Annotated in this window: 19 protein-coding genes; 11 read left to right on the plus strand and 8 right to left on the minus strand. The window is 64.6% G+C overall.

Features of this window, described 5'->3' with window-relative positions; translation table 11 throughout:
• Positions 1-208: 208 nt before the first annotated feature.
• Positions 209-745, plus strand: coding sequence for an invasion associated locus B family protein (locus V1283_RS34640; RefSeq protein WP_334391091.1), 537 nt, complete (start codon positions 209-211; stop codon positions 743-745).
• A 9-nt stretch (positions 746-754) separates the two neighbouring features.
• Here V1283_RS34640 and V1283_RS34645 read toward each other — a convergent pair whose 3' ends face one another.
• Entirely contained in the window at positions 755-1,249 is a 495-nt protein-coding gene (locus V1283_RS34645; protein WP_334391092.1) for a GNAT family N-acetyltransferase, read from the minus strand.
• 88 nt (positions 1,250-1,337) lie between these two features.
• On the opposite strand from V1283_RS34645, the gene tldD reads away from it, so the two are divergent.
• From tldD to V1283_RS34665, 4 genes are all read left to right on the plus strand, one after another.
• Positions 1,338-2,762 (plus strand): metalloprotease TldD, encoded by a 1,425-nt coding sequence (gene tldD, locus V1283_RS34650; RefSeq protein WP_334391093.1) that lies wholly within the window; start codon positions 1,338-1,340, stop codon positions 2,760-2,762.
• Positions 2,762-3,547, plus strand: a complete 786-nt coding sequence (gene lepB, locus V1283_RS34655; protein ID WP_442895802.1) for a signal peptidase I — start codon at positions 2,762-2,764, stop codon at positions 3,545-3,547. The genes tldD and lepB overlap by 1 nt, the downstream gene beginning before the upstream one ends.
• A 149-nt stretch (positions 3,548-3,696) precedes the next feature.
• Positions 3,697-4,038 carry an MmcQ/YjbR family DNA-binding protein gene (locus V1283_RS34660; protein ID WP_334391094.1) on the plus strand — a complete coding sequence of 114 codons (342 nt, stop codon included), beginning with the start codon at positions 3,697-3,699 and terminating at the stop codon, positions 4,036-4,038.
• Between the two features lie 94 nt (positions 4,039-4,132).
• The gene (locus V1283_RS34665) at positions 4,133-4,699 is read left to right on the plus strand and encodes a nucleotidyltransferase family protein (RefSeq protein ID WP_334391095.1); all 567 of its coding nucleotides are present in this window, start codon (positions 4,133-4,135) and stop codon (positions 4,697-4,699) included.
• A 10-nt stretch (positions 4,700-4,709) separates the two neighbouring features.
• Here V1283_RS34665 and V1283_RS34670 read toward each other — a convergent pair whose 3' ends face one another.
• The 3 genes from V1283_RS34670 to V1283_RS34680 all read right to left on the minus strand — a co-directional run bounded on the left by V1283_RS34670 (position 4,710) and on the right by V1283_RS34680 (position 7,363).
• On the minus strand, positions 4,710-5,264 hold the full coding sequence (locus tag V1283_RS34670; RefSeq protein ID WP_334391096.1) for a PAN domain-containing protein: 555 nt from the start codon (positions 5,262-5,264) through the stop codon (positions 4,710-4,712).
• 143 nt (positions 5,265-5,407) lie between these two features.
• Positions 5,408-6,778: a glutamate--cysteine ligase gene (locus tag V1283_RS34675; protein ID WP_334391097.1), complete on the minus strand. Its 1,371-nt coding sequence runs from the start codon at positions 6,776-6,778 to the stop codon at positions 5,408-5,410.
• Positions 6,779-6,874: 96 nt separating this feature from the next.
• Complete coding sequence (locus tag V1283_RS34680; RefSeq protein WP_334391098.1) at positions 6,875-7,363, minus strand: MarR family winged helix-turn-helix transcriptional regulator; 489 nt, start codon at positions 7,361-7,363, stop codon at positions 6,875-6,877.
• Between the two features lie 141 nt (positions 7,364-7,504).
• On the opposite strand from V1283_RS34680, the gene gstA reads away from it, so the two are divergent.
• On the plus strand, positions 7,505-8,119 hold the full coding sequence (gene gstA / locus V1283_RS34685) for a glutathione transferase GstA (RefSeq protein ID WP_334391099.1): 615 nt from the start codon (positions 7,505-7,507) through the stop codon (positions 8,117-8,119).
• Between the two features lie 197 nt (positions 8,120-8,316).
• On the opposite strand, the gene V1283_RS34690 is transcribed toward gstA, so the two are convergent.
• The 4 genes from V1283_RS34690 to V1283_RS34705 form a co-directional block, all read right to left on the minus strand.
• The gene (locus V1283_RS34690; protein ID WP_334391100.1) at positions 8,317-10,530 is read right to left on the minus strand and encodes an FAD-dependent oxidoreductase; all 2,214 of its coding nucleotides are present in this window, start codon (positions 10,528-10,530) and stop codon (positions 8,317-8,319) included.
• Positions 10,531-10,681: 151 nt separating this feature from the next.
• A complete protein-coding gene (locus tag V1283_RS34695; RefSeq protein WP_334391101.1) occupies positions 10,682-11,890 on the minus strand; it encodes an acetyl-CoA C-acetyltransferase in 1,209 nt (402 codons plus the stop codon).
• 64 nt (positions 11,891-11,954) lie between these two features.
• Complete coding sequence (locus V1283_RS34700; protein ID WP_334391102.1) at positions 11,955-13,745, minus strand: acyl-CoA dehydrogenase C-terminal domain-containing protein; 1,791 nt, start codon at positions 13,743-13,745, stop codon at positions 11,955-11,957.
• Positions 13,746-13,914: 169 nt separating this feature from the next.
• Complete coding sequence (locus tag V1283_RS34705; RefSeq protein WP_247519609.1) at positions 13,915-14,301, minus strand: nuclear transport factor 2 family protein; 387 nt, start codon at positions 14,299-14,301, stop codon at positions 13,915-13,917.
• A 125-nt stretch (positions 14,302-14,426) separates the two neighbouring features.
• Here V1283_RS34705 and V1283_RS34710 point away from each other — a divergent pair, with 125 nt between their 5' ends.
• The 5 genes from V1283_RS34710 to V1283_RS34730 all read left to right on the plus strand — a co-directional run bounded on the left by V1283_RS34710 (position 14,427) and on the right by V1283_RS34730 (position 21,761).
• Positions 14,427-15,023 carry a PadR family transcriptional regulator gene (locus V1283_RS34710; RefSeq protein WP_334393284.1) on the plus strand — a complete coding sequence of 199 codons (597 nt, stop codon included), beginning with the start codon at positions 14,427-14,429 and terminating at the stop codon, positions 15,021-15,023.
• Positions 15,024-15,375: 352 nt separating this feature from the next.
• Entirely contained in the window at positions 15,376-18,762 is a 3,387-nt protein-coding gene (locus tag V1283_RS34715; protein ID WP_334391103.1) for a hypothetical protein, read from the plus strand.
• Positions 18,763-18,971: 209 nt separating this feature from the next.
• Positions 18,972-19,772, plus strand: a complete 801-nt coding sequence (locus V1283_RS34720) for a hypothetical protein (protein WP_334391104.1) — start codon at positions 18,972-18,974, stop codon at positions 19,770-19,772.
• A gap of 283 nt (positions 19,773-20,055) precedes the next feature.
• Complete coding sequence (locus V1283_RS34725; RefSeq protein WP_334391105.1) at positions 20,056-20,982, plus strand: sulfite exporter TauE/SafE family protein; 927 nt, start codon at positions 20,056-20,058, stop codon at positions 20,980-20,982.
• 2 nt (positions 20,983-20,984) lie between these two features.
• Positions 20,985-21,761 (plus strand): TIGR02186 family protein, encoded by a 777-nt coding sequence (locus V1283_RS34730; RefSeq protein ID WP_442895905.1) that lies wholly within the window; start codon positions 20,985-20,987, stop codon positions 21,759-21,761.
• The last annotated feature ends 22 nt before the right edge of the window (positions 21,762-21,783 follow it).

Below are 21,783 nucleotides of genomic sequence, written 5' to 3' on the forward strand. Positions count from 1 at the left end.
CCGCTTGACAGCCCGGTTGCCGGATGTAGGCACAGTCACGGCGCTCCCGAGCGGCCTGATTCGCATAGGTCCTCGGCGGCGCGGATCGGTTCGCGGGACTGCCTTCAAGGCGCCGTCATTGCGTATCAGTCCAGCCCGGTTACAAATGTGTGCTGCCGGGCCGGAAATATCACCGGCGCAGCCGGAAATGATAAGAGGATCGACCCGGATGGGGCGTTCGAAACATCAGGCAGGACGTGGATTGGAACCGGCCCGCTGGCTCGGCGGCCTGCTCGCCGTGGTGTTCCTGCTCGGCCTGACCCAGGCGGCCAGCGCCCAAGGCGCGGTGCGGTCGGTCCATGGCGACTGGCAGATCCGCTGCGACACCCCGCCCGGCGCGCAAGGCGAGCAGTGTGCCCTGATCCAGAGCGTGGTGGCCGAAGACCGCTCCAACGCCGGCCTGACCGTGATCGTGCTGAAAACCGCCGACCAGAAGAGCAAGCTGATGCGGGTGGTGGCGCCCTTGGGTGTGCTGCTCCCCTCCGGGCTCGGCCTGAAGTTGGATAATCAGGACGTGGGACGGGCCGGCTTTGTGCGGTGCCTGCCCAATGGGTGCGTCGCCGAGGTGGTGATGGACGAGAAGCTGCTCGGGCAGCTCAGGACCGCCAAGACGGCAACTTTTATTATCTTTGAGACGCCCGAAGAGGGAATTGGGTTTCCGCTCAGCCTGAATGGGCTGGGCGAGGGGTATGACAAACTGCCTTGAGGGAAGCTGCTAGAACAGCACGCCCATGAGGATCAGGCTTTCGTAAGCGCCATCGATCAGAATTCGGTTGCGCTGCCGTCCTTCGATGACAAACCCGAATTTCTTGTAGAGATCGATCGCCACCGCGTTGTTTTCCCGAACCGTCAGTTCGACCCGGCGCAGCCCGAAGACCTGCGCCGCATCGAGCGTCTGCCGGATCAAACGCCCTCCTATTCCCTGCCGCCAGAATTCCGGCAAAAGCGCGATGCCGAGAACGCCGACATGGGCATAAATCTGCCTTGGGTTGGGCACGACGTCGCACCAGCCGACGACCTGGCCGGCCGACACTGCGACCAGTTGCGGATAACCCTGCTTGATATTGTCGAGAACGAAGGCCCGCGTTGATTCGAACGGCGGGGCTTCCAGAAACGCGAGATAGCGCCGCTCCCGCGCGACGAAATCGAGGGCTCGATGAAAGCTTTCGATATGGTCTTGCGCTATCGGAACAATTTCGACTGAGGCCATCGTCTCGGCAACGTGTTGATCCCGCCCCTCGCGGAATGGCCGGGAAACAACTATCTTGGATGTGCCCCTCCGACAACGGACTGATTTGATGACCAATCCCGCCACGACCTCCCTTCTCGACCGCGCCAATCTCGACCGCGATGCCGTCCGACGTGAGATTACGCGGGGGCTGGCCGGGGCCGACGATGGCGAGCTGTTTCTGGAGTATGGCCAGACCGAAGCGCTCGGTTTTGACAATGGCCGGCTGAAGCAGGCGACCTACGACACGTCCCAAGGCTTCGGCCTGCGCGCGGTCAAGGACGATGCGGTCGGCTATGCGCATTCGTCCGATGTCTCGCTGCCGGCGCTGATCCGCGCGGCGGATGCGGTGGCGGCCGTGCGCGGCGGCTACAGCGGCAATTTTGCCGCTGCTCCCGCGCATACCAATGTGCGGCTCTATGGCGACGAGAACCCGCTGGATGCGCCGGGTTTTGAGACCAAGGTAAAACTGCTGGCCGAGATCGACGCTTATCTGCGCGACAAGGATCCGCGGGTGCGGCAGGCGTCCATCAGCCTGGGCGCCACCTGGCAGGTGGTGGAAATCCTGCGTCCCGATGGCGAGAGCTATCGCGACATCCGCCCGCTGGTGCGGGTCAATATTTCCGTGGTTGCAGGCCAGGGCGACCGGCAGGAGAGCGGCAGCAAGGGCTATGGCGGCCGCGAAGGTTACGCGCGCTTCATCGAGACCAAGGCGTGGCGCGAGGCCGCCGACGGCGCGATCCGCGAGGCGCTGGTCAATCTGGAATCGGTTCCCGCCCCCGCCGGTGAAATGGACGTCGTGCTGGGCGCCGGCTGGCCGGGCGTGATGCTGCATGAAGCGGTCGGTCACGGCCTCGAAGGCGACTTCAATCGCAAGCAGACCTCGGCGTTTGCAGGATTGATGGGCAAGCAGGTCGCGGCCAAGGGCGTCACCGTCGTCGACGACGGCACCATGGCCTCGCGGCGCGGCTCGCTCTCGATCGACGACGAGGGCACGCCGACCAACCGCACCGTGCTGATCGAGGACGGCATCCTGGTCGGCTACATGCAGGACCGGCAGAACGCGCGGCTGATGAACATGAAGCCGACCGGCAACGGCCGCCGTCAGAGCTACGCCCATGTGCCGATGCCGCGCATGACCAACACCTACATGCTGGCGGGTAGCCGCGATCCGGCGGAGATTCTCGCCTCAGTAAAGAACGGCATTTACGCCGCGAATTTCGGCGGCGGCCAGGTCGACATCACCTCGGGCAAATACGTGTTCCAGTGCACCGAGGCCTACAAAATCGAGAACGGCAAGCTCGGCGCGCCATTGAAGGGCGCGATGCTGATCGGCAACGGGCCGACCGACCTGCACAGGATCACCATGGTCGGCAACGATCTGGCGCTGGATACCGGCATCGGCACCTGCGGCAAGAACGGCCAGGGCGTGCCTGTCGGCGTCGGCCAGCCGACGCTGCGGATGGAAAAGATCACCGTCGGAGGAACAGGCTAGTGAGCGACGAGAAGGTAGTGACCAATAAGGAAGTTTCCCCGGGCAAGCCTGTGAGCTGGCGTGCGCAGGCCGCGCAGTTAGCTGCGATCGTGGCCATCGTATTCGTTGCCAAGGGCGCGCTGGCCGAGCCGTTTTACGTGCCGTCCGGCTCGATGGAGCCGACGCTGTTGATCGGCGACGCGCTGCTCGCCTCGAAATTTCCCTACGGCTACGGTGCGGCGTCGCTGCCGATCCAGATCACGCTCCCCGAGACCGGCCGGCTGTTCGGCGACACGCCCAAGCGCGGCGACGTCGTCGTGTTCCGCTGGCCCGGCGACCGCTCGCAGGCCTGGGTCAAGCGCGTGGTGGGATTGCCGGGCGACCGCATCCAGTTGCGGCAGGGCCAGCTCTTCATCAACGACCACGCCGCGACGCTGAAGCCCGATGGCACAGGTCAGGCGGAAGACGATCGCGGTAACACCGAGCGTGCCTATCGCTTCGTCGAGACGCTGCCGAACGGCGTCAGCCACGCCATTTTCAAGATGCATGACAATGGCAGGCTCGACAACACGCCCGAGGTGACGGTGCCGCCGGGCAAACTGTTCGTGCTCGGCGACAACAGGGACAATTCCGCCGACAGCCGCGTCGCGGTGCGCGACGGCGGCGTCGGACTGCTGCCGATCGACAATCTGATCGGCCGTGCGGATGCCGTGGTCGGCTCGTGGGATCTCGGCATGCGCAGCCAGCCGATGTGGACGTGGCTGTCGGGTTTCCGGCTGGCGCGGTTTTTTACCTCGGTGCAGTGAGGACGTAGCCCGGATGCAGCCAACGGGTCGCGCGAATGCGCGCCCGATGACAGGCTCCGCGAAATCCGGGAAAGGTTTCGCCAGCGGATGCAGTTTCCCCGGATTTCGCTTCGCTCCATCCGGGCTACATTCTTCGCCGGGCGAAGCCCATGACCTTCGACGAGTTGCGAAAAATCGCGCTGGCCTGGCCTGAAGTCGAAGACGGCACCTCCTACGGCACGCCGGCGCTCAAAGTGCGCAAGAAGATGCTGGCGCGGTTGAAGGAAGACGGTGACAGCCTGGTGATGCCGGGCGTGCCGCAAGATGAGCGCGAGATGCTGGTGGAAAGCCAGCCGAAGGTGTTTTACTTCACCGATCACTACCGCGATTATCCGATGGTGCTGATCCGCCTGTCGAAGGCCAAGCGCGCCAATGTCGAGCCATTGCTGCGGCGACACTGGCGCACGCTGGCGTCGAAGAAGGCGGTGAAGGAATTCGACATGAATTCGTAGGGGGGCAAAGGCGCGCGGCGCCGTGCCCACCATCTTTCCACGATCGTAAGGGAATGGTGGGCACGCTTCGCTTTGCCTACCCTACGGCAGTACGATGAACCGCGACCAATTCCTCACCGCCGCCCTGCAAAATCCCGCCAACGAAATCATTGCCGAGGAACTGTTTCGGCTTGCGCTGCCGGATGCGTGGCTGGTCTCCGGCTGTCTGGTGCAGACGGTGTGGAACGTGCTGACGAGCCGCGCGGTCGATTACGGCATCAACGATTACGACGTGTTCTATTTCGATCCCGATACATCGTGGGAGGCGGAAGACAACGTCATCCGCACGCTGGCGGAGCGGTTTGCAAGCCGCGGCATCGCGGTCGAGGCGCGCAACCAGGCGCGCGTTCATCTCTGGTACCCCGAAAAGCATGGCCTGCCCTACCCGGAGCTGCGGTGTTCGATGCAAGGCATAGACCGGTTCTTGACCGGGAATACCCAGATCGGAATCCGGCGCACGCGCGAAGGCTACGAGGTGTACGCGCCGAACGGGTATGACGATGTCGCCGCACTGATCGTGCGGCCCAATCCCGGCGCGAATTTTTCCGCCGTGAATTACGCGGCGAAAGCGGCGCGATGGAAGGCGCTGTGGCCGGAGATCACGGTGCTGCCGGCCGAATGAAGCCGTAGCCCTACCTCACCACGCCGGACGTGAACCCCGCCTTGCGTCGCGGCGGCTTGATGTCCTTCTTCAGGAAGCACTGCGCCTCCTTGCCGGCATAGCCCGGCCGCGCATAGGTCCAGGCGCGGCATTTGTTGTCGGCGGCGCAGGCGGCCTTGCAGGCGTCGTCGCCGTCACCGCTCTTGAGATCAAAGCTCTTGTAGTCGCCGCCGAAGCGGTCGATCGAGGTTTCGACTGCCTCGTTGCGCCGTTCGAGCACGCCGGCGCCGCGCACGCCGGAGACGCAGCAATCGCTCTGCACCCGCGCCGGCACGTTGCTCTTGAGCCAGCACACCGCGCGGTTGGCCAGGTCGGTCGGATAGCTGAAGGTCCAGGCGCGGCAGCGGCGATCGCGCTCGCACACCAGCGCACATTCCGCCGGATCGCCCGAGATCACGGGTGCGCTGAGATAATCACCACCGGGACGGTCGAAATTGGCCTGCGCCAGCGCCGGGCGCGCGGATACGGCCGCCGCCAAAAAGGCGAGCGTGACCACACACGCCCTGAGCAGGCGGACAGTCCTCATCCGTAGTTGCTTTCGAATGCGCGCTTTCAGAACGGGGTGACCTCAAATCACCACCCCGCCCTATCTCTTTGATCCGAGCGCCATTTGAGCGCCATCAACCTGTACGGTGGATGAACGGCCGGAAGGTTAAGCAACCCGTTCAATTAAAACGCGTATTCCTGATAGACGGGTTCCACGGAACCGCCCCACTCGCCGTTGAACTTGTCCAGCATTTCTTCCGCCGGCGTGCGGCCCGATTCGAGGATGCGCTCCAGCGGCTCGAGGTGGCGACTCTCGTCACGGCCGAGCTGATCGATGCGGCCACGCCGCCGCAACCCCGCATGCGACAGCTTCAGGCATTCCCGGGCGATTTCGAACAAATAGCGATCCCTGATCCTGGCCTTGAAGCCGAAGCGCGGGACGTCGTCGCGCAATGCCTGACGCTCCTGCGCGGTCCAGTGGCGGACCAGATCCCATGCCGCGTTCAGGCTTTCGTCGTCATACAGCAGCCCGACCCAGAACGCCGGCAGCGCCGGCAGCCGGCCCCACGGTACGCCATCGGCGCCGCGCATTTCCAGATAACGCTTGAGGCGGACTTCCGGGAAAATCGTCGACAAATGGTTGGCCCAGTCCGACAACGTCGGGCGCTCGCCGGGAAGCGAGTTGTTGCGGCCCTCGAAGAAGGCACGGAACGACGAGCCGGCGACGTCGACATAGGTCTCGCCGCGCTTGACGAAATACATGGGCACATCGAGCGCGTAATCGACATAGCGCTCGAATCCCATGCCGTCCTCGAACACCCACGGCAACATGCCGGAGCGCGCGTTATCCGTGTCGCGCCAGATCTCGGAGCGGAACGACAGGAAGCCGTTGGGCTTGCCTTCGGTGAACGGCGAATTGGCAAACAGGGCGGTCGCGACCGGCTGCAGCGCGATCGACACCCGCAGTTTCTTGACCATGTCGGCTTCCGAGGAGAAGTCGAGATTGGTCTGCACCGTGCAGGTCCGGTACATCATGTCGATGCCGTATTGCCCGACCTTCGGCATGTAGTTGGTCATGATCTTGTAGCGGCCCTTAGGCATCACCGGGATCTGCGACCGTGACCAGGACGGCGTCATGCCAAGCCCGAGAAAGCCTATCCCCAAGGGCGTTGCGATCTCGCGGACCTGCGCCAGATGCGCCATCAGTTCGGACTGGGTCTGGTGCACGGTCTCGACCGGCGCCCCCGACAATTCGAACTGCCCGCCCGGCTCCAGCGAAATCGCGCCACCCCCGGTGACGTCGTAAAGCCCGATGATGTTGCCGCGCTCCATGATCGGCTCCCAACCGAGCAAAAGCTGCATGCCTTCGAGCAGCGCGCCGATGCCGCGCGAGCCCTCGTACGGCACGGGCTGACGGCCCTCCAGCGTGAACGGGGTCTTCTCGTGCTCGGTACCGATGCGGAACTCGGACGGCGGCTTGGTGCCGGCTTCGAACCACGTGACGAGTTCGTCACGTGATTGCAGCGGCGTCATATCGATCTGGTCACGCGCCATGAAAAAATCCGGATCTCTGGCGATTCGACCGAACGCGCCGTGTGGCCAAGGGAATGCGGACGGCGTCGTCCGCATCAACGAAACATATCAGGACTGTCATCGCGCCGGCACGCCGTCGCGGGCAGCGGCCGCCTTGACCTCGGAGCAGGAGCAGCCCAGCCGGTCGAGCAGACCGCAAAGCTTCATGGCGTCGGCATCGGACAGTTTGGAGCCGACGTGCTTTTCGATCGCCGCCGAATAGGCGTTCCACATTTTCTTCTGCAGCTCGCGCCCGGCCTCGGTGATCTCCACGAACTGCCCGCGCTTGTCGATCTTGCATTCGCGCCGCGCCGCCAGGCCCTCGTCGACCAGGCGGTCGATCAGCCGCGAGGTGGAATATTGCGGGATCAGCATCTGCTTTTCCAGTTCCACCGGGCGCATCTCGCCGGAAGGCGCGCGCGACAGTTCCAGCAGCGCGTCATACCAGGCCAGCGGCGGAAAGCCCGCTTTCTTCAAATCCTGCTCGACGGCATCGAGCACCCGGCTCTGCACCCGCATCAGGCGGATCCAGGCGGCGGTCGCCTCGGTCGATGGTTTGCGTTTCATGCTACGGTCCATGCCAGTCACAGATCAGTGTACCGCACTAAATGCAGCTGCATCAATCTTGACTATTTCATGCAGATGCATTTAGTCGTTCCATCGCCCAAAGCCAAGATTTCCAAGGGACGGAAACGAAAGGAAAATCCAATGAAATTGTATTATTCGCCAGGCGCCTGCTCCCTTTCCCCCCATATCGCGCTACTGGAGGCCGGCCTCCCCTACGACCTAGTCAAGGTCGATCTGCGCGCCAAGAAGCTGGAAAACGGCGACGACTATCTGGCGGTCAATCCGAAGGGCCAGGTGCCCGCGCTGGCGCTGGATTCCGGCGAACTGGTCACCGAAGGCCCGGTCATCGTCCAGATGATTGCCGACAAGGCCGCGGACAAGAATCTGGCCCCCAGCCGCGACCATGCCGATCGCTACAAGCTGCAGGCCTGGCTCACCTATATCAACAGCGAGCTGCACAAGAACCTCGGTCCGCAGTTCGCCCCGGCGCTGTCAGATGACGCCAAGGCCTTCTTCAAGGACCGGGTGATGGGCAAGTTCAAGTACGTCGACGGCGAGTTGGCCGGCAAAGACTACCTGATGGGCAAGCAGTTTTCGGTCGCCGACGGCTACATGTTCACGATGCTGTCATGGGCCGAACGGATGAAATGGGATCTCGCTCATCTCTCCAACCTGATGGCCTACAAGGCCCGCGTCGGAGCGCGCCCAAAGGTGCAGGAAGCGCTGACCAAGGAAGGCCTGCTGAAGGCGGCGTGAGTTTCTTGCGAACAGCCACATATCGAAGGAGGCCGGATCCATAATCCGGCCTTTTTTGTGTTCGTCATTCCGGGGCGATGCGAAGCATCGAACCTCCGATGTGCAATTGCACATCGGGGAATCTCGAGATTCCCCGGGGTGCAATTGCACCCCTGAGGTCTGGTCCTTCGGACCATCCCGGAATGACGGGGGAAATATTACGCCGCCTGTTTCTTCGGCGGAAACTTGCCGTAGAAAGTCTCGCCCTTGGCCGCCATGTCTTCCAGCAGTTTCGGCGGGGTGAAGCGCGAGCCGTATTTGGCCTCCAGCTTGTGGCAGAGCTCGACGAATTTTCGCGTGCCCATGAAGTCGATATAGGACAGCGTGCCGCCGGTGAACGGCGCAAAGCCGAAGCCGAGGATCGAGCCGACATCGGCCTCGCGCGGATCGGTGATGACGTGATCCTCCACCGTGCGCGCGGCTTCCACCGCCTGCACCACCAGGAAGCGTTGCTTCAATTCCTCGATATCGAGCGTATCCGGATCGAGCTGCTTCGGCTGCAGCGCTGATAATCCCGGCCACAGGCTCTTCTGGCCCTTGCCCTTCTCGGGGTAGTCGTAAAAGCCCTTGCTGTTCTTGCGGCCGAGGCGGCCCTGTTTTTCGACCAGCTCCACCATCAGCTTCTTCTGGTCGGGGTTGATGGAATTGGGACCGAGATCCGCTTCCGTCGCCTTGATGACCTTGAGGCCGAGGTCGAGGGCGACTTCATCCGACAGCGACAGCGGGCCGACCGGCATGCCGGCCATCTTGGCGCAGTTCTCGATCATGGCCGGCGGCACGCCTTCCAGGAACATCTCGTTGCCTTCGGCGATGTAACGGCCGACGCAGCGGTTGGCGTAGAAGCCGCGCGAATCATTGACGACGATCGGCGTCTTGCCGATCACCCGCACATAGTCGAGCGCGGCGGCGAGCGCGACATCGCCGGTGTTCTTGCCGAGGATGATTTCGACCAGCATCATCTTCTCGACCGGCGAGAAGAAGTGGATGCCGACGAACTTGCCCTGCTCCTTGAAGCTTTCGGCAAGCGAGGTGATCGGCAGCGTCGAGGTGTTGGACGCGAAGATCGCATCGGGCTTCAAGTACTGCTGCGCCTTGGCAAAGGTGTCCGCCTTGACCTTGCGGTCCTCGAACACGGCCTCGATGACGAGATCGCAATCCCCGAGCGTGGCGTAGTCCGCGGTTGGGGTGATGCGCGCCAGCAGCGCGTCGCGGTCACCCGCCTTGGCGCGGCCCTTGGTGATCTGCTCGTCGATCACCTTCTGCGCATGCGCCTTGCCCTTGTCGGCGCTTTCCTGGTCGCGATCGATCAGTACCACGTCGAGGCCGGCACGCGCGGAGACGTAGCCGACGCTGGCGCCCATGAAGCCGGCGCCGATCACGGCGACCTTCTTGATCCTGGTCGGCGGCACGTTCTGCGGACGCCGCGCGCCCTTGTTCAGTTCCTGCATCGACAGGAACAGGCTGCGGATCATCGCCGCCGCTTCCTTGGAGCGCAGCACCTTGGTGAAGTAACGCGACTCGACGCGGAGCGCGGCGTCGATCGGCAACTGCAGGCCCTCGTAGACGCAGCTCATGATAGCGCGCGCCGCCGGGTAATTGTCGTAGGTCTCGCGGCGGTAGATGGCGTTGCCGGCCGGAAACATCATCATGCCGGCCTTGGAGAACACCGGGCCGCCCGGCAGCTTAAAACCCTTCTCGTCCCAGGGCGCGACCGCCTTGCCGCCACCCTTGATCCAGTCCTTGGCCGCCTCGATCAGATCGGCCGCCGGCACGATGGCGTGAATCAGATTGAGCGCCTTGGCCTTGTCGACCGTGACCGGATCGCCCTTGAGCAGGATCGTCATCGCATCCTGCGGCGGGACGAGGCGCGGCACGCGCTGGGTGCCGCCGGCGCCCGGGAACAGGCCGACCTTCACTTCGGGCAGGCCGAGGCGAGTTTTGGGATTTTCAGCCGCGACGCGGTAATGGCAGGACAGCGTCACCTCAAAGCCGCCGCCGAGCGCGAGCCCATTGATCGCGGCCGCCCACGGCTTGCCGCAGGTTTCGATGCCGCGCAATACCAGCGAGAAGCGGCGGCTCTGCTCGAACAGCATCTGGTTGGCAGCTTCCTCGCCCTTCTCCTTCAGCATCTTGGCATAGGCGACGTTCATGCCCTCGAGCATCGAGAGATCAGCGCCGGCGCAGAAGGCCTCCTTGCTGGAGGTGATGACGACGCCCTTCACCGCGGCATCCGCCGTGGTCTGCTTCAATATCTCTTCGAGCTCGGTGGTCGAGGTCTCGTCCAGCACGTTCATCGAACGTCCGGGAATGTCCCAGGTGACGAGCGCAATGCCGTCGGCGTCGGTCTCTACCTTGAAATTCTTGAAGGCCATGTTGGTGCTCCCTCGATGCCGGCAGCCGATGTCAGGCGCGGCGGTTAAATTGGATTTCGTAGGGTGGGCAAAGCGCAGCGTGCCCACCATTCCCAGCGGGGTGCGTGATGGTGGGCACGGCGCAAGAGCGCCTTTGCCCACCCTACGGCACCTACACTCTTTCGATGATCGTAGCCGTCCCCATGCCGCCGCCGATGCACAACGTCACCAGCGCGGTGGACTTGTTGGTGCGCTCCAACTCGTCGAGCACGGTGCCGAGGATCATCGCACCGGTCGCACCGAGCGGATGGCCGAGCGCGATCGCGCCGCCATTGACGTTGATCTTCGAAGGATCGATGTCGAAGGCCTGCATGTAGCGCAGCACCACCGAGGCAAAGGCCTCGTTCAGTTCGAACAGATCGATGTCCGACTTCTTCATGCCGGAGCGCTCGAACAGCTTTTCGGTGACGTCGACAGGGCCGGTCAGCATCATCGCGGGCTCCGAGCCGATATTGGCAAAGGCGCGGATTTTTGCGCGCGGCTTCAGGCTGTACTTGGCGGCGGCCTCCTTGCTGCCGAGCAGCACCGCGCCCGCTCCGTCGACGATCCCTGAGGAATTGCCGGCGTGGTGCACGTAGTTGATCTTCTCGACCTCGGGATGCGACTGGATCGCCACCGCGTCGAAGCCGCCCATCTGGCCCATGACCACGAACGACGGCTGCAACTGGCCGAGCGACTGCATCGTCGTGGTCGGGCGCATGTGTTCGTCCTTGGCGAGGATGGTCAGGCCGTTGATATCCTTGACCGGCACCACCGACTTGTTGAAGCGGCCCTCGTCCCAGGCCTTTGCGGCGCGCTGCTGGCTTTGCACCGCGTAGGCGTCGACGTCGTCGCGCGAAAAACCGTACTTGGTGGCGATCAGGTCGGCCGAGACGCCCTGCGGCATGAAATAGGAAGGCACCGCCATCGAGGGGTCCATCGGCCAGGCGCCGCCGGACGCGCCGATACCGACGCGGCTCATGGACTCGGCTCCGCCGCCGATCACGAGTTCATGCTGGCCGGCCATGATCTGGGCGGCGGCGAAATTCACGGCATCGAGGCCGGAAGCACAGAAGCGGCTGAGCTGCACGCCGGGAACTGTCTCGCCGAGCCCCGCCTTCAGCGCGGCGAAGCGCGCGATGTCGCTGCCGGCCTCGCCGACCGGATCGACCACGCCGAGCACGACGTCATCGACCACGTCCTCGGCCAGATTGTTACGCTCCTTCAGCGCCTGCAGCGGCACGGTGGCGAGCGCCAGCGCGGTGACCTCGTGGAGCGCGCCATCGGATTTGCCTCGGCCGCGCGGGGTGCGAACGTGATCGTAGATATATGCCTCAGGCATGACGCCCTCCTGGTATGAGGATCATAATATTATAGGCGAAAGACAGGGAAACGGCGAAAAAATCTCAGAACGCTTCCGCCGCCAATTCCATGGTGGTCGCGCAGCCGGTCTGGATGCGTGCAAGATGCACCGAGGTTTCCGGCAGCATCCGCTCCATGAAGAAGCGGCCGGTCACCAGCTTGGTGGAGAGATAGGGCGTGGCCCCGGAGCCCGCAATCTTGTCCTGAGCCACTTTGGCCATCCGCGCCCACATATAGGCGAAGGTCACGAGACCGAACAATTGCATGTAGTCGGTGGCGGCCGCACCCGCATTGTCGGGCTTGGTCAGCGCGTTCTGCATCAGCCAGCCGGTGGCCTGCTGCAGATGGCCGAGGGCTGCCGAGAGCGGGGTGACGAACGGCTTCATCGCCTCGTCGCCGCCGTGCTCCTTGGCGAAAGCGCCGACCTCGGCAAAGAACGCCATCACGGCGCGGCCGCCATCGCGCGGCAATTTGCGGCCGACCAGGTCGAGCGCCTGAATGCCGTTGGCGCCTTCATAGAGCATGGCGATGCGCGCATCGCGCACGAACTGCTCCATGCCGTGCTCGGCGATGTAGCCGTGGCCACCATACATCTGCTGCGCCAGCACCGCGTTGGAGAATCCGACGTCGGTCATCACGCCCTTCATGACCGGCGTCATCAAGCCCATGTGGTCGTCGGCTTCCTGGCGGTCCTTCGGGTCGGAGGAACGATGCGCGACGTCGCTCTTCAGCGCGGTCCACACCACCATGGCGCGGGCCGCCTCGTTGAAGGCGCGGATGGTGAGCAGCACGCGACGCACGTCGGGATGCACGATGATGGGATCGGCCGGCTTGTCCGGCTCCTTGGCGCCGGTCAGCGAGCGGCCCTGCAGACGCTCGCGCGCATACTGGACGGCGTTCTGATAGGCGACTTCGGACTGTGCGAGGCCCTGCACGGCGACGCCGAGGCGGGCCTCGTTCATCATCACGAACATGCCCTGCATGCCCTTGTTCTCTTCGCCGATCAGCCAGCCGGTGGCGTTGTCGTAGTTCATCACGCAGGTGGAATTGCCGTGGATACCCATCTTGTGCTCGATCGAGCCACAGGACACGCCGTTGCGCGCGCCCAGCGAGCCGTCGGCATTGACCAACACCTTCGGCACCACGAACAGCGACACGCCCTTGATGCCGGCCGGCGCACCTTCGATGCGCGCCAGCACCAGATGGATGATGTTCTCGGTGATATCGTGCTCGCCCGCGGAAATGAAGATCTTGGTGCCTGATATCATGTAGCTGCCGTCGGCCTGCTTGACGGCCTTGGTGCGCAACAGGCCGAGATCCGTGCCGCATTGCGGCTCGGTGAGGTTCATGGTGCCGGTCCACTGGCCCGCCACCATCTTCGGCACGAACATCTTCTTCTGCTCGGGCCTGCCGTGCACCAGCAGCGCCGCAGTCGCGCCCATGGTCAGGCCGCCATACATCGAGAACGCCATGTTGGCCGCGCTCTGGAATTCGGTGACCACCTGGCTCAGCGTCACCGGCAGCCCCTGCCCGCCATATTCCGCCGGCGCCGACAGTCCGAGCCAGCCGCCTTCGGCCACCTGCTTGAAGGCTTCCTTAAAACCCTTCGGCGTGGTCACCGAGCCGTCGTCATTCCGCTTGCAGCCTTCGAGATCGCCGACACGGTTGAGCGGCTGCAGCACCTCTTCGGAGAGTTTTGCCGCCTCGCCGATGATCGCCTCGCGCACGTCGGCGGAGGCGTCGGTGAACCCGGGCAGATTGTCGTAGCGATCAATCTGGAACACGTCGTTAAGCAGGAAGGTGACGTCTTCCACGGGGGCTTTGTAGATCGGCATGATGTTCTCCCGGCAGGGGCAAAGAGTGGCGAAGGCGCTTGAACTGAATTCGTCGTGGCGATCCGGAACGAGACCTTATCCGGTTCGGGCAGTCGTAGGGAGTAAGAGGCCAGCAAATATGCGGACAGCCATTGCGACATAAGGCGCGCCGGACGGCGCTGCCCTGGCCTCACTGCCTGGCGAGTTGCTCCCCCATCAAACGGTGCAGCAGATTGATTCCCTTCAGCGGACGCACCATCACCTTGAAATGCGTGATCTTGCCGTCATCGCTGAAGGTGATGATGTCGACGCCGTTGATCTTGATGCCCTCGATCTCGTTTTCGAATTCGAGCACCGCGCCGTTCGCGCTGCGCCATTCGCCCGTATATTTGAAGCCGGGGCCGCCAAGGACCTTCTCGGCGCTCGCCAGATATTTGAAGGTGATGTCGCGCCCGCGCTGCGGCGTGTGGACGACGGGACTTTCGAACACCGCATCCGGATGCAGCAGGTCCCACAATGCCGCCGTGTCGTGGGACTTCATGTAGCCGTACCACTTGTCGAGGCCGCTCATGGTCATCATGTCTCCTGTGCGGGCGATGACGGGCTGGCGCCGGGGAATGGGCTTCTCCGGAGCTTATGCGCATTGACGCATATGCAACTTTATGCATAATGTCAATCACTGTTATTCCGGAGGCCGGCGTCGTGGCGCTTGGTGACGCGATCCTTGCCTGCCTGACCGAACGTCCGATGACGGGCTACGAGCTCGCCAAGACGTTCGACAACTCCATTGGATTCTTCTGGAAGGCCGACCACCAGCAAATTTATCGCGAGCTCACCAAGCTTCGCGACCGCGGCCATATCCAGGGCCGCGAGGTGGTGCAGTCCGGTAAGCCGAACAAGCTGGTCTATACGCTCACGCCGGAAGGGCGGGCCGCTCTCCGGCATTGGGCCGCCCGGCCCAGCGTTCCGGCCTCGATCAAGGACGACCTTTTGGTGCGGCTCTATGCGCTCGACAGCGTCGACATCGAACCGGTGCGCACCGACCTGATGGCGCGGCTGGAACATCACCGCGACCGTTTTGCGCGATATGAGCGGCTGCTCAACAAACGCTTTCCGGACGGCACGGCGCCGCCGGCCGACGTCGGCAAACTGCTCGGGCTTCGCATCGGCCTGGCCCATGAGCGCGCTGTTGCCGAGTGGTGCGAAGAGGCGATCGAGGCGCTGTCGGCCCTCACCGCCAGCGCAGCACGGACCAACGTCGTGCCGATCGAAGAAGGCCAGCGCGAAAACAACGGGTAGAGCGCGATGAGATCAGGGTGGGCCGTGACGGCGGACCATCCCGCACCCGGGAACGCAAGCGGCAGGAGGGCTGCTAGCCGGCGCCCATTCTACTTTGCATGGGGTTGTTTTCGCGATTTTGTATCTCGGCCCTGCGGTTGCGTTCCGATTGAATCGGAACGGCCACAGCCGATTTGACGCCCCGGTAACTTTTGCGGCCGTGCGTCCCATTCCTTAACCCGTTCTTTACCGTAAGGAACAAAAGTCAGTTCCGAGGCAGGCGACCTGCGCGGAAATAAGATTGTCTCTTCTGTGGGACGCGCGGGGAGGCTGATGGCGCTGGTGGGGCGCCGAAGCGGAACCGGACGAGAGCATGAATTCGCGCGTATCGTGGAGTGTTGACGGCATCGATCCATCCGTCCGCGAAAGGGCCGAGGCGGCCGCGCGGCGCGCCGGCATGTCGCTGAGCGACTGGCTCAATTCCACCATCGGCGAACCGCTTCCGCCCAGCTTCAGCGCGCCTTCCCATCAGCGGCCGGCGATGCCGAGCCGTGAAAGCCGCGACGTTGCCGACATTCATCAGCGGCTGGATTCGATCACAAAGCAGATCGAGCAGATTTCGCGGCCCGCGCCGCGCGGCGAGACGCCGCGTGGCGAAGCAGCCCGTGGCGAGCCGACGGTGGCCCGCCAGCTCAACGACGCCATTTCGCGCCTCGACGCGCGGCTCTCGCAGATTTCCAACCCAGCGCCGACCCGGCAGGCCCAGATGCAGGAAAAGCAGCGTCAGACCGATCAGGTCGAGCGGGCCGCAGCCCAGGTCTATCGCCCCGCGCCGCCGCTCAGTCCGGCCTCGCTGGATTTTGCAATCGCCGAAATCGCCGCGCGCCAGAACGAACTCGACAGTCCGCCGCCGCGCCAGATGTCGTCGCGCAACGCCGCACCGACGGCCTCTGCCGCCCAGCCCAACTTTTCGCAGCCGATGATGCAGGCAGCGCCTGCGGGGCCGGATTTTTCCTCGCTCGAACGGCACCTGCTCAAGATCACGAGCCAGATCGAGGCGCTGCAGCGTCCCGATCATGTCGAGGAGTCGATCGCCGCCTTCCGCAGCGAACTCGCCGAAATCCGTCAGGCCATCACCGAAGCGGTGCCGCGCCGGGAGATTGAATCGCTCGAGAACGAAATCCGCTCGCTGTCCCGCCGCATCGACGACAGCCGCCAGCACGGCACCGATGGCCAGATGCTGGCCGGCATCGAACGCGCGCTCGGCGAAATCCGCGAAGCGCTGCGCTCGCTGACGCCGGCCGAGCAGCTCACCGGCTATGACGAGGCGATCCGCAATCTCGGCGCCAAGCTCGATCTGATCTTGCGCTCGAACGACGATCCCTCGACGGTGCAGCAGCTCGAAAGCGCGATCGTGGCGCTGCGCGGAATCGTCTCCAACGTCGCCTCCAACGACGCACTGGCCCGGCTCGCCGACGACGTGCACACGCTGTCGGCCAAGGTCGATCAGCTTTCCCGCTTCGACAGCAACAGCGACGCCTGGGGCATGATCGAGCAGCGCCTGGTCGCGCTGACCGCGACAGTGGAAGCAAGGCAGCCGCCGGCTGCCAGCGAGCATTCGGAACTCCTCGAAAACGCAGTGCGCTCGCTGTCGGAACGGCTCGATCGCCTCCCGGTCGGCAACGACAACACGTCGGCCTTTGCCCATCTCGAGCAACGCGTGTCCTATCTGCTGGAGCGCCTGGAAGCCTCTAACAACGACCGGTCCGCCACGCCCGCCGTCGATCTCGGACGGGTCGAGGAAGGGCTGCACGATATTCTGCGTTCGCTCGAACGCCAGCACGCCAGCCTGGTCGCGCTCGCCGATTCCCGCAATTCCGGCGACACCGCGCAGCCGACGGACCCCGGCATCGTCGATCTGGTCAAGCGCGAGCTGTCCGACATCCGCTTCAGCCAGTCGGAAACCGACCGCCGCACGCAGGACTCGCTCGAGACCGTTCACAGCACGCTCGGCCACGTGGTCGACCGCCTGTCGACGATCGAAGGTGATCTGCGCACGGTTCGCACCGCAGCTCCGGCGGCGCCCGAGCCCGCCCGGGCGGCGCTTGAAATCCGCGAAGAGGCCCCGCGTGCGGCAACGCCGCCGCAGGCCTTTGCGCCACCGCCCCTGATGCAGCCCGCGCCGCCGCCGAAACCGGAACTGCCGAACCCCGCCGCGCTGCAAGCGCAGCCCCAGGAACATTTCGCCGCCGCGCCACGCGAATTCCACGCCGCACAGCCGGCCGCGCCGGCCGCCCCGCCATTGCCGCCGCGGGCGATCAGCGAAATCCTGGAGCCGCACGCCGCCGCGCCGCGCACCGCGATCGCGCCGGAATTGCCGCCGGATCATCCGCTCGAGCCGGGCACGCGGCCGACCGCGCGCTTGTCTTCGCCGTCGGAGCGGATCGCAGCTTCCGAGAACGCGATCAGCGAAATCGCTTCCGCACCCAAGGAGCCGGTGAGCTCGTCGAGCTTCATTGCCGCCGCGCGCCGCGCCGCGCAGGCCGCAGCCGCTGCGCCGCCTCCCGAGAAAGCGGGACGTTCGGCAAAGGCCGCGCCCAAGGACAAGGGCGGCGACAAGGCCAAGGCGGACGACAAGAACCCCTCGAACATCTCCTCCAAGATCCGCTCGCTCCTGGTCGGCGCGAGCGTGGTCGTGATCGTGCTCGGCACGTTCAAGATGGCGATGACGCTGCTCGACACCGGCAGCGTGCTGCAACTGCCGATGATGGAACAGCCCAGCGAGCCGGCCGCTCCGGCGGCGCAGGCCCCGGCGCCGGCGGAGAGCAGCACCAGGCCCGCAATGCCAGCGGCTCCAGGACCCCTGATGATGTCGCCGACGCCGGTCGAGAAGCAGTCGAACAATTCTTCCGCACCGAACACGCTGGATAGCGCGCGGATCGTGGCCCCGCCGGCCCCCGCGGCAGCCAGCGACGTCACCGGCGCGATCACGACGATGCCGGCCACCGGCGGCAAGCTCGCCATGATCGCGGTGCCGCCGACCGAGCGGCTGCCTGACGGCATCGGCGGCCCGGCATTGCGCGCCGCCGCGCTGAAGGGCGATCCGGCTGCGGCTTACGAGGTCGCCGTGCGCTTTGCCGAAGGCAAGGGCGTTGCGCCTGATCTCGACGAGGCCGCGAAATGGTACGACCGCGCCGCCCAGGCTGGCGTGGTGCCGGCTATCTTCCGGCTCGGCACCTTCTACGAGAAGGGCCTGAGCGTAAAAAAGGACGTCGATATCGCGCGACGCTATTATGCGCAGGCGGCCGAGCGCGGCAGCGCCAAGGCGATGCATAATCTGGCCGTGCTCGACGCCGATGGCGGCGGCAAGGGCGCCAATTACAAGAGCGCGTCGATCTGGTTCCGCAAGGCCGCCGACCGCGGCGTCGCCGACAGCCAGTTCAACCTCGGCATCCTCTATGCCCGCGGCATCGGCGTCGAACAGAACCTCGCCGAATCCTTCAAATGGTTCAGCCTGGCGGCAGCCCAGGGCGACGCAGACGCCGGTCGCAAGCGCGACGATATCGCCAAGCGCCTCGACGTTCAGTCGCTGGCGGCCGCCCGGCTCGCGATCCAGACCTTTACGCCGGAGCCGCAGCCCGACGACGCCGTCAACGTGGCTTCGCCCGCCGGCGGCTGGGATTCAGCTCCCGCACCGGCCACCGGCAAGCCCGGCGCCAAGCCGGCCGTCGCGGCCAAGCGCACCGCCGCTGTTCAATAAGACAAGTCGCGATGCCGCTGGCATCGCCGCCATAATCCTCTGCCATAAATTCGTATAATGCTTGGGGCTAGAGCTTTCGTTCTGATTGAATCAGAACCAAAGCTCTAGATTCTTGTTTTGACGCGTTTTCTTCACGCGAACCGGGTACCCACTTCGCTCGAAAACGCTATGACCCGACCCCAAACGGGTCGACTTGCCACGAGGACCAATTGTCGACTGAAGACAGCCAGGGGGAAAATCGCTTCCGCAGGTCGCCGACAGGCCCCGCGGTCGCGCCGCCGCGCATGCCGGCTGGTCAGGCCCAGCCGTCGCCAGTGCAGCCGCGCCGGCACAAACGGCATTTCTGGTCGATCGCCATCTTCATCCTGCTGGTCTCCGGCGTCTGCATTCGCGCCTACCGCGACCTGTCGCAGCCCGAGGCCTGGCACTACTGGAAAGACCAGTACGTCTCGCCGAGCCTGACTTTTTCGCTGATCGACAAGGTCGACCTCGACGGCGCCGGGCAGGGTCGCCGCGCACTCTTCGTCAGCGGCACGATCGGCCCCGCCGCTGCAGCGCTGTTTCGCGACAAGCTGGACCAGGCCAATCTCGTCCCCGGCGACATCGTCCTGCTGGCCTCCCCCGGCGGCGATCTGAACCAGGCCATGATCATGGGCGAGATCATCCGGTCACGCTCGCTTGCGACCGCGGTCGGCGGCGCCGACGCCTCGGGCCGGGTGAAGCCGGCTTATTGCGCCAGCGCCTGCGTGCTGGTCTATGCCGGGGGCAAGACCCGCTTCGGCGTATTGGGCTCGGCATTGGGTGTTCATCGGTTTGTCACAACCAGCCCTGTGAACGACCCCGTCGCGGAAGCCCAGCGGATTGCCGGCGCTGTGCTGGGCTACATGACCAAAATGGGGGTGTCGTCCTCCATCGTGGAAGCAATGTCCGAGACCCGGGAGATTCGCTGGCTCAGCCCCAAACAGGCGCTGGCCATGAACCTCGTCACCGAACCGCTCGGAAAGCCCTGAGCCAGCCGGGCGCCCGAGCTTGCACGAACGGATCTGGCCCTCGGATTTGTAACGCGTTTCAACGTCCTGACGGACGCGCGCGTGTACGGCAAAAATTTGCCTTCCCGGGCATTTTTAGTCCCTCATCCCTTCGAATTCAGTTATGCAAAGACGCGGGAACCGGCCCTGCGCACGCAAAGGTGCATGCGCGAACCGGCTTCCACTGCCGGCAAATACAACAGAAACCATGCCCTGAGCGGCCGCCCGGCCGTCTCTTGCGGCAAAGCTACAAAAGCAGACGCGCGTGCAGCTCTACCTCCCGATCGCCGATATCCCAGTCAATGTTTTCCTCATCCTGGCGATGGGCGCGGCGGTTGGGTTCGTGTCCGGCATGTTCGGGATCGGCGGCGGCTTCCTGATGACGCCGCTGTTGATCTTCGTCGGCATTGCGCCGGCGGTCGCGGTCGCCTCCGTCGCCAGCCACATCGCCGCCTCCTCGTTTTCCGGCGCGCTGTCCTATTGGCGACGGCGCGCCATCGATCCACTGCTGGCGGCGGTGCTATTGACCGGCGGCACCATGGGCACGGCGCTCGGGGTCTGGACCTTCACGCTGCTGCGCTCGCTTGGTCAGCTCGATCTCATGATCGCGATGTCCTACGTGATCCTGCTGACCACCGTCGGCGGCCTGATGTTCTGGGAGGGCCTGCGGGCGCTGTTGCGGGCCCGCCGCGGCGGCCCGGTCACCATGCGCCGCCCTGGCAGCCATGTCTGGATCCATGGCCTGCCGCTGAAGATGCGCTTCAAGCGCTCGAAAATCTATCTGTCCGTGATTCCCGTCGTCGTGATCGGCTTGGTCATCGGCTTCATCGGCGCCGTGATGGGCATCGGCGGCGGCTTCATCCTGGTGCCGCTGTTGATCTACGTGCTGCGGGTGCCGACCTCGACCGTGATCGGCACCTCGATGGTGCTCACGCTGGTCACGATGGTGTTCGCCACCATGCTGCACGCCATCACCAATCATCTGGTCGATGCCGTGCTGGCGCTGATCTTGATGGTCGGCGGCGTCACCGGCGCGCAGTTCGGCGCACGCGCGGGGCAGAAAATCCGCGGCGAACATTTGCGGCTGCTGCTCGGGCTGCTGGTGCTCGCCGTCGGCGTCCGGTTTGCCGTCGAACTGGTGATCCGGCCCGAGGATCTCTTCACCATCCGCGAAACCGGGGTGACGGGATGACCATGCGCCTCCCGCTCACGCTGATCGGGCTTTTGCTGGGCGCAGTGCTCGCGGCCTCGCCCACGCAGGCCGAGCGGCTGATCGTGTCGGTGTCGAACCACCGCGTCACCGTGACGCCGAATTATTCCGGCGAGGAGCTCGTGCTGTTCGGCTCGGTGGAGAAGGACGCCACCACGCCGGCCAATCGCACCTACGATCTGGTGGTGACGGTTGCCGGCCCGCGCGCCGACATGGTCACCCGCCGCAAGGAGCGCCGGTTCGGGATCTGGATCAACACCGACTCCCGGCAGTTCCTGAAAGTGCCGAGCTACCTGGCGCTGTTCTCCAACCGGCCGTTCGACGCCATCGCCTCGCCCGAAGTGCAGCGGCGGCAGCAGCTCGGGCTGAACAACGTCTTGCTGACCCAGCGCGTCGGCAGCGACTACGCCGACGTGGTGCCCGACGACGTGTTCCGCAGCGCCTTCGTGCGGCTGCGACGGCAGCACGGCCTCTATCGCGAGGAGACCTCGGCGGTGACATTCCTGACGCCGACGCTGTTCCGCACCGGCATTCCCCTGCCCGCGGAAGTGCCGATCGGCCTCTATAACGTCGAGATCAAGCTGTTCGCCGACGGCGCACTGGTGGCCAAGACCGACACCGCGTTCGAAATCGTCAAGGTCGGCTTCGAGCAGTTCGTCGCCACCACCGCGCAGCAGCACGGTTTTGTTTACGGGCTGATCACGGCGTTCATGGCGCTGATGACGGGATGGATGGCCTCGATCGTGTTTAGGAAGGATTGAGCCCGTCGCTCAGTTCGTAGGG

This window comes from Bradyrhizobium sp. AZCC 2262 (genome assembly GCF_036924535.1).
Lineage (GTDB): Bacteria > Pseudomonadota > Alphaproteobacteria > Rhizobiales > Xanthobacteraceae > Bradyrhizobium.

What these genes read in the sequence shown, in the direction of transcription:
- V1283_RS34640 (WP_334391091.1), top strand. Translation starts at nt 209, where the DNA reads ATGGGGCGTTCGAAACATCAGGCAGGACGTGGATTGGAACCGGCCCGC.
- V1283_RS34645 (WP_334391092.1), bottom strand. Translation starts at nt 1,249, where the DNA reads ATGGCCTCAGTCGAAATTGTTCCGATAGCGCAAGACCATATCGAAAGC.
- tldD (WP_334391093.1), top strand. Translation starts at nt 1,338, where the DNA reads ATGACCAATCCCGCCACGACCTCCCTTCTCGACCGCGCCAATCTCGAC.
- V1283_RS34660 (WP_334391094.1), top strand. Translation starts at nt 3,697, where the DNA reads ATGACCTTCGACGAGTTGCGAAAAATCGCGCTGGCCTGGCCTGAAGTC.
- V1283_RS34665 (WP_334391095.1), top strand. Translation starts at nt 4,133, where the DNA reads ATGAACCGCGACCAATTCCTCACCGCCGCCCTGCAAAATCCCGCCAAC.
- V1283_RS34670 (WP_334391096.1), bottom strand. Translation starts at nt 5,264, where the DNA reads ATGAGGACTGTCCGCCTGCTCAGGGCGTGTGTGGTCACGCTCGCCTTT.
- V1283_RS34675 (WP_334391097.1), bottom strand. Translation starts at nt 6,778, where the DNA reads ATGGCGCGTGACCAGATCGATATGACGCCGCTGCAATCACGTGACGAA.
- V1283_RS34680 (WP_334391098.1), bottom strand. Translation starts at nt 7,363, where the DNA reads ATGAAACGCAAACCATCGACCGAGGCGACCGCCGCCTGGATCCGCCTG.
- gstA (WP_334391099.1), top strand. Translation starts at nt 7,505, where the DNA reads ATGAAATTGTATTATTCGCCAGGCGCCTGCTCCCTTTCCCCCCATATC.
- V1283_RS34690 (WP_334391100.1), bottom strand. Translation starts at nt 10,530, where the DNA reads ATGGCCTTCAAGAATTTCAAGGTAGAGACCGACGCCGACGGCATTGCG.
- V1283_RS34695 (WP_334391101.1), bottom strand. Translation starts at nt 11,890, where the DNA reads ATGCCTGAGGCATATATCTACGATCACGTTCGCACCCCGCGCGGCCGA.
- V1283_RS34700 (WP_334391102.1), bottom strand. Translation starts at nt 13,745, where the DNA reads ATGCCGATCTACAAAGCCCCCGTGGAAGACGTCACCTTCCTGCTTAAC.
- V1283_RS34705 (WP_247519609.1), bottom strand. Translation starts at nt 14,301, where the DNA reads ATGACCATGAGCGGCCTCGACAAGTGGTACGGCTACATGAAGTCCCAC.
- V1283_RS34715 (WP_334391103.1), top strand. Translation starts at nt 15,376, where the DNA reads ATGAATTCGCGCGTATCGTGGAGTGTTGACGGCATCGATCCATCCGTC.
- V1283_RS34730 (WP_442895905.1), top strand. Translation starts at nt 20,985, where the DNA reads ATGCGCCTCCCGCTCACGCTGATCGGGCTTTTGCTGGGCGCAGTGCTC.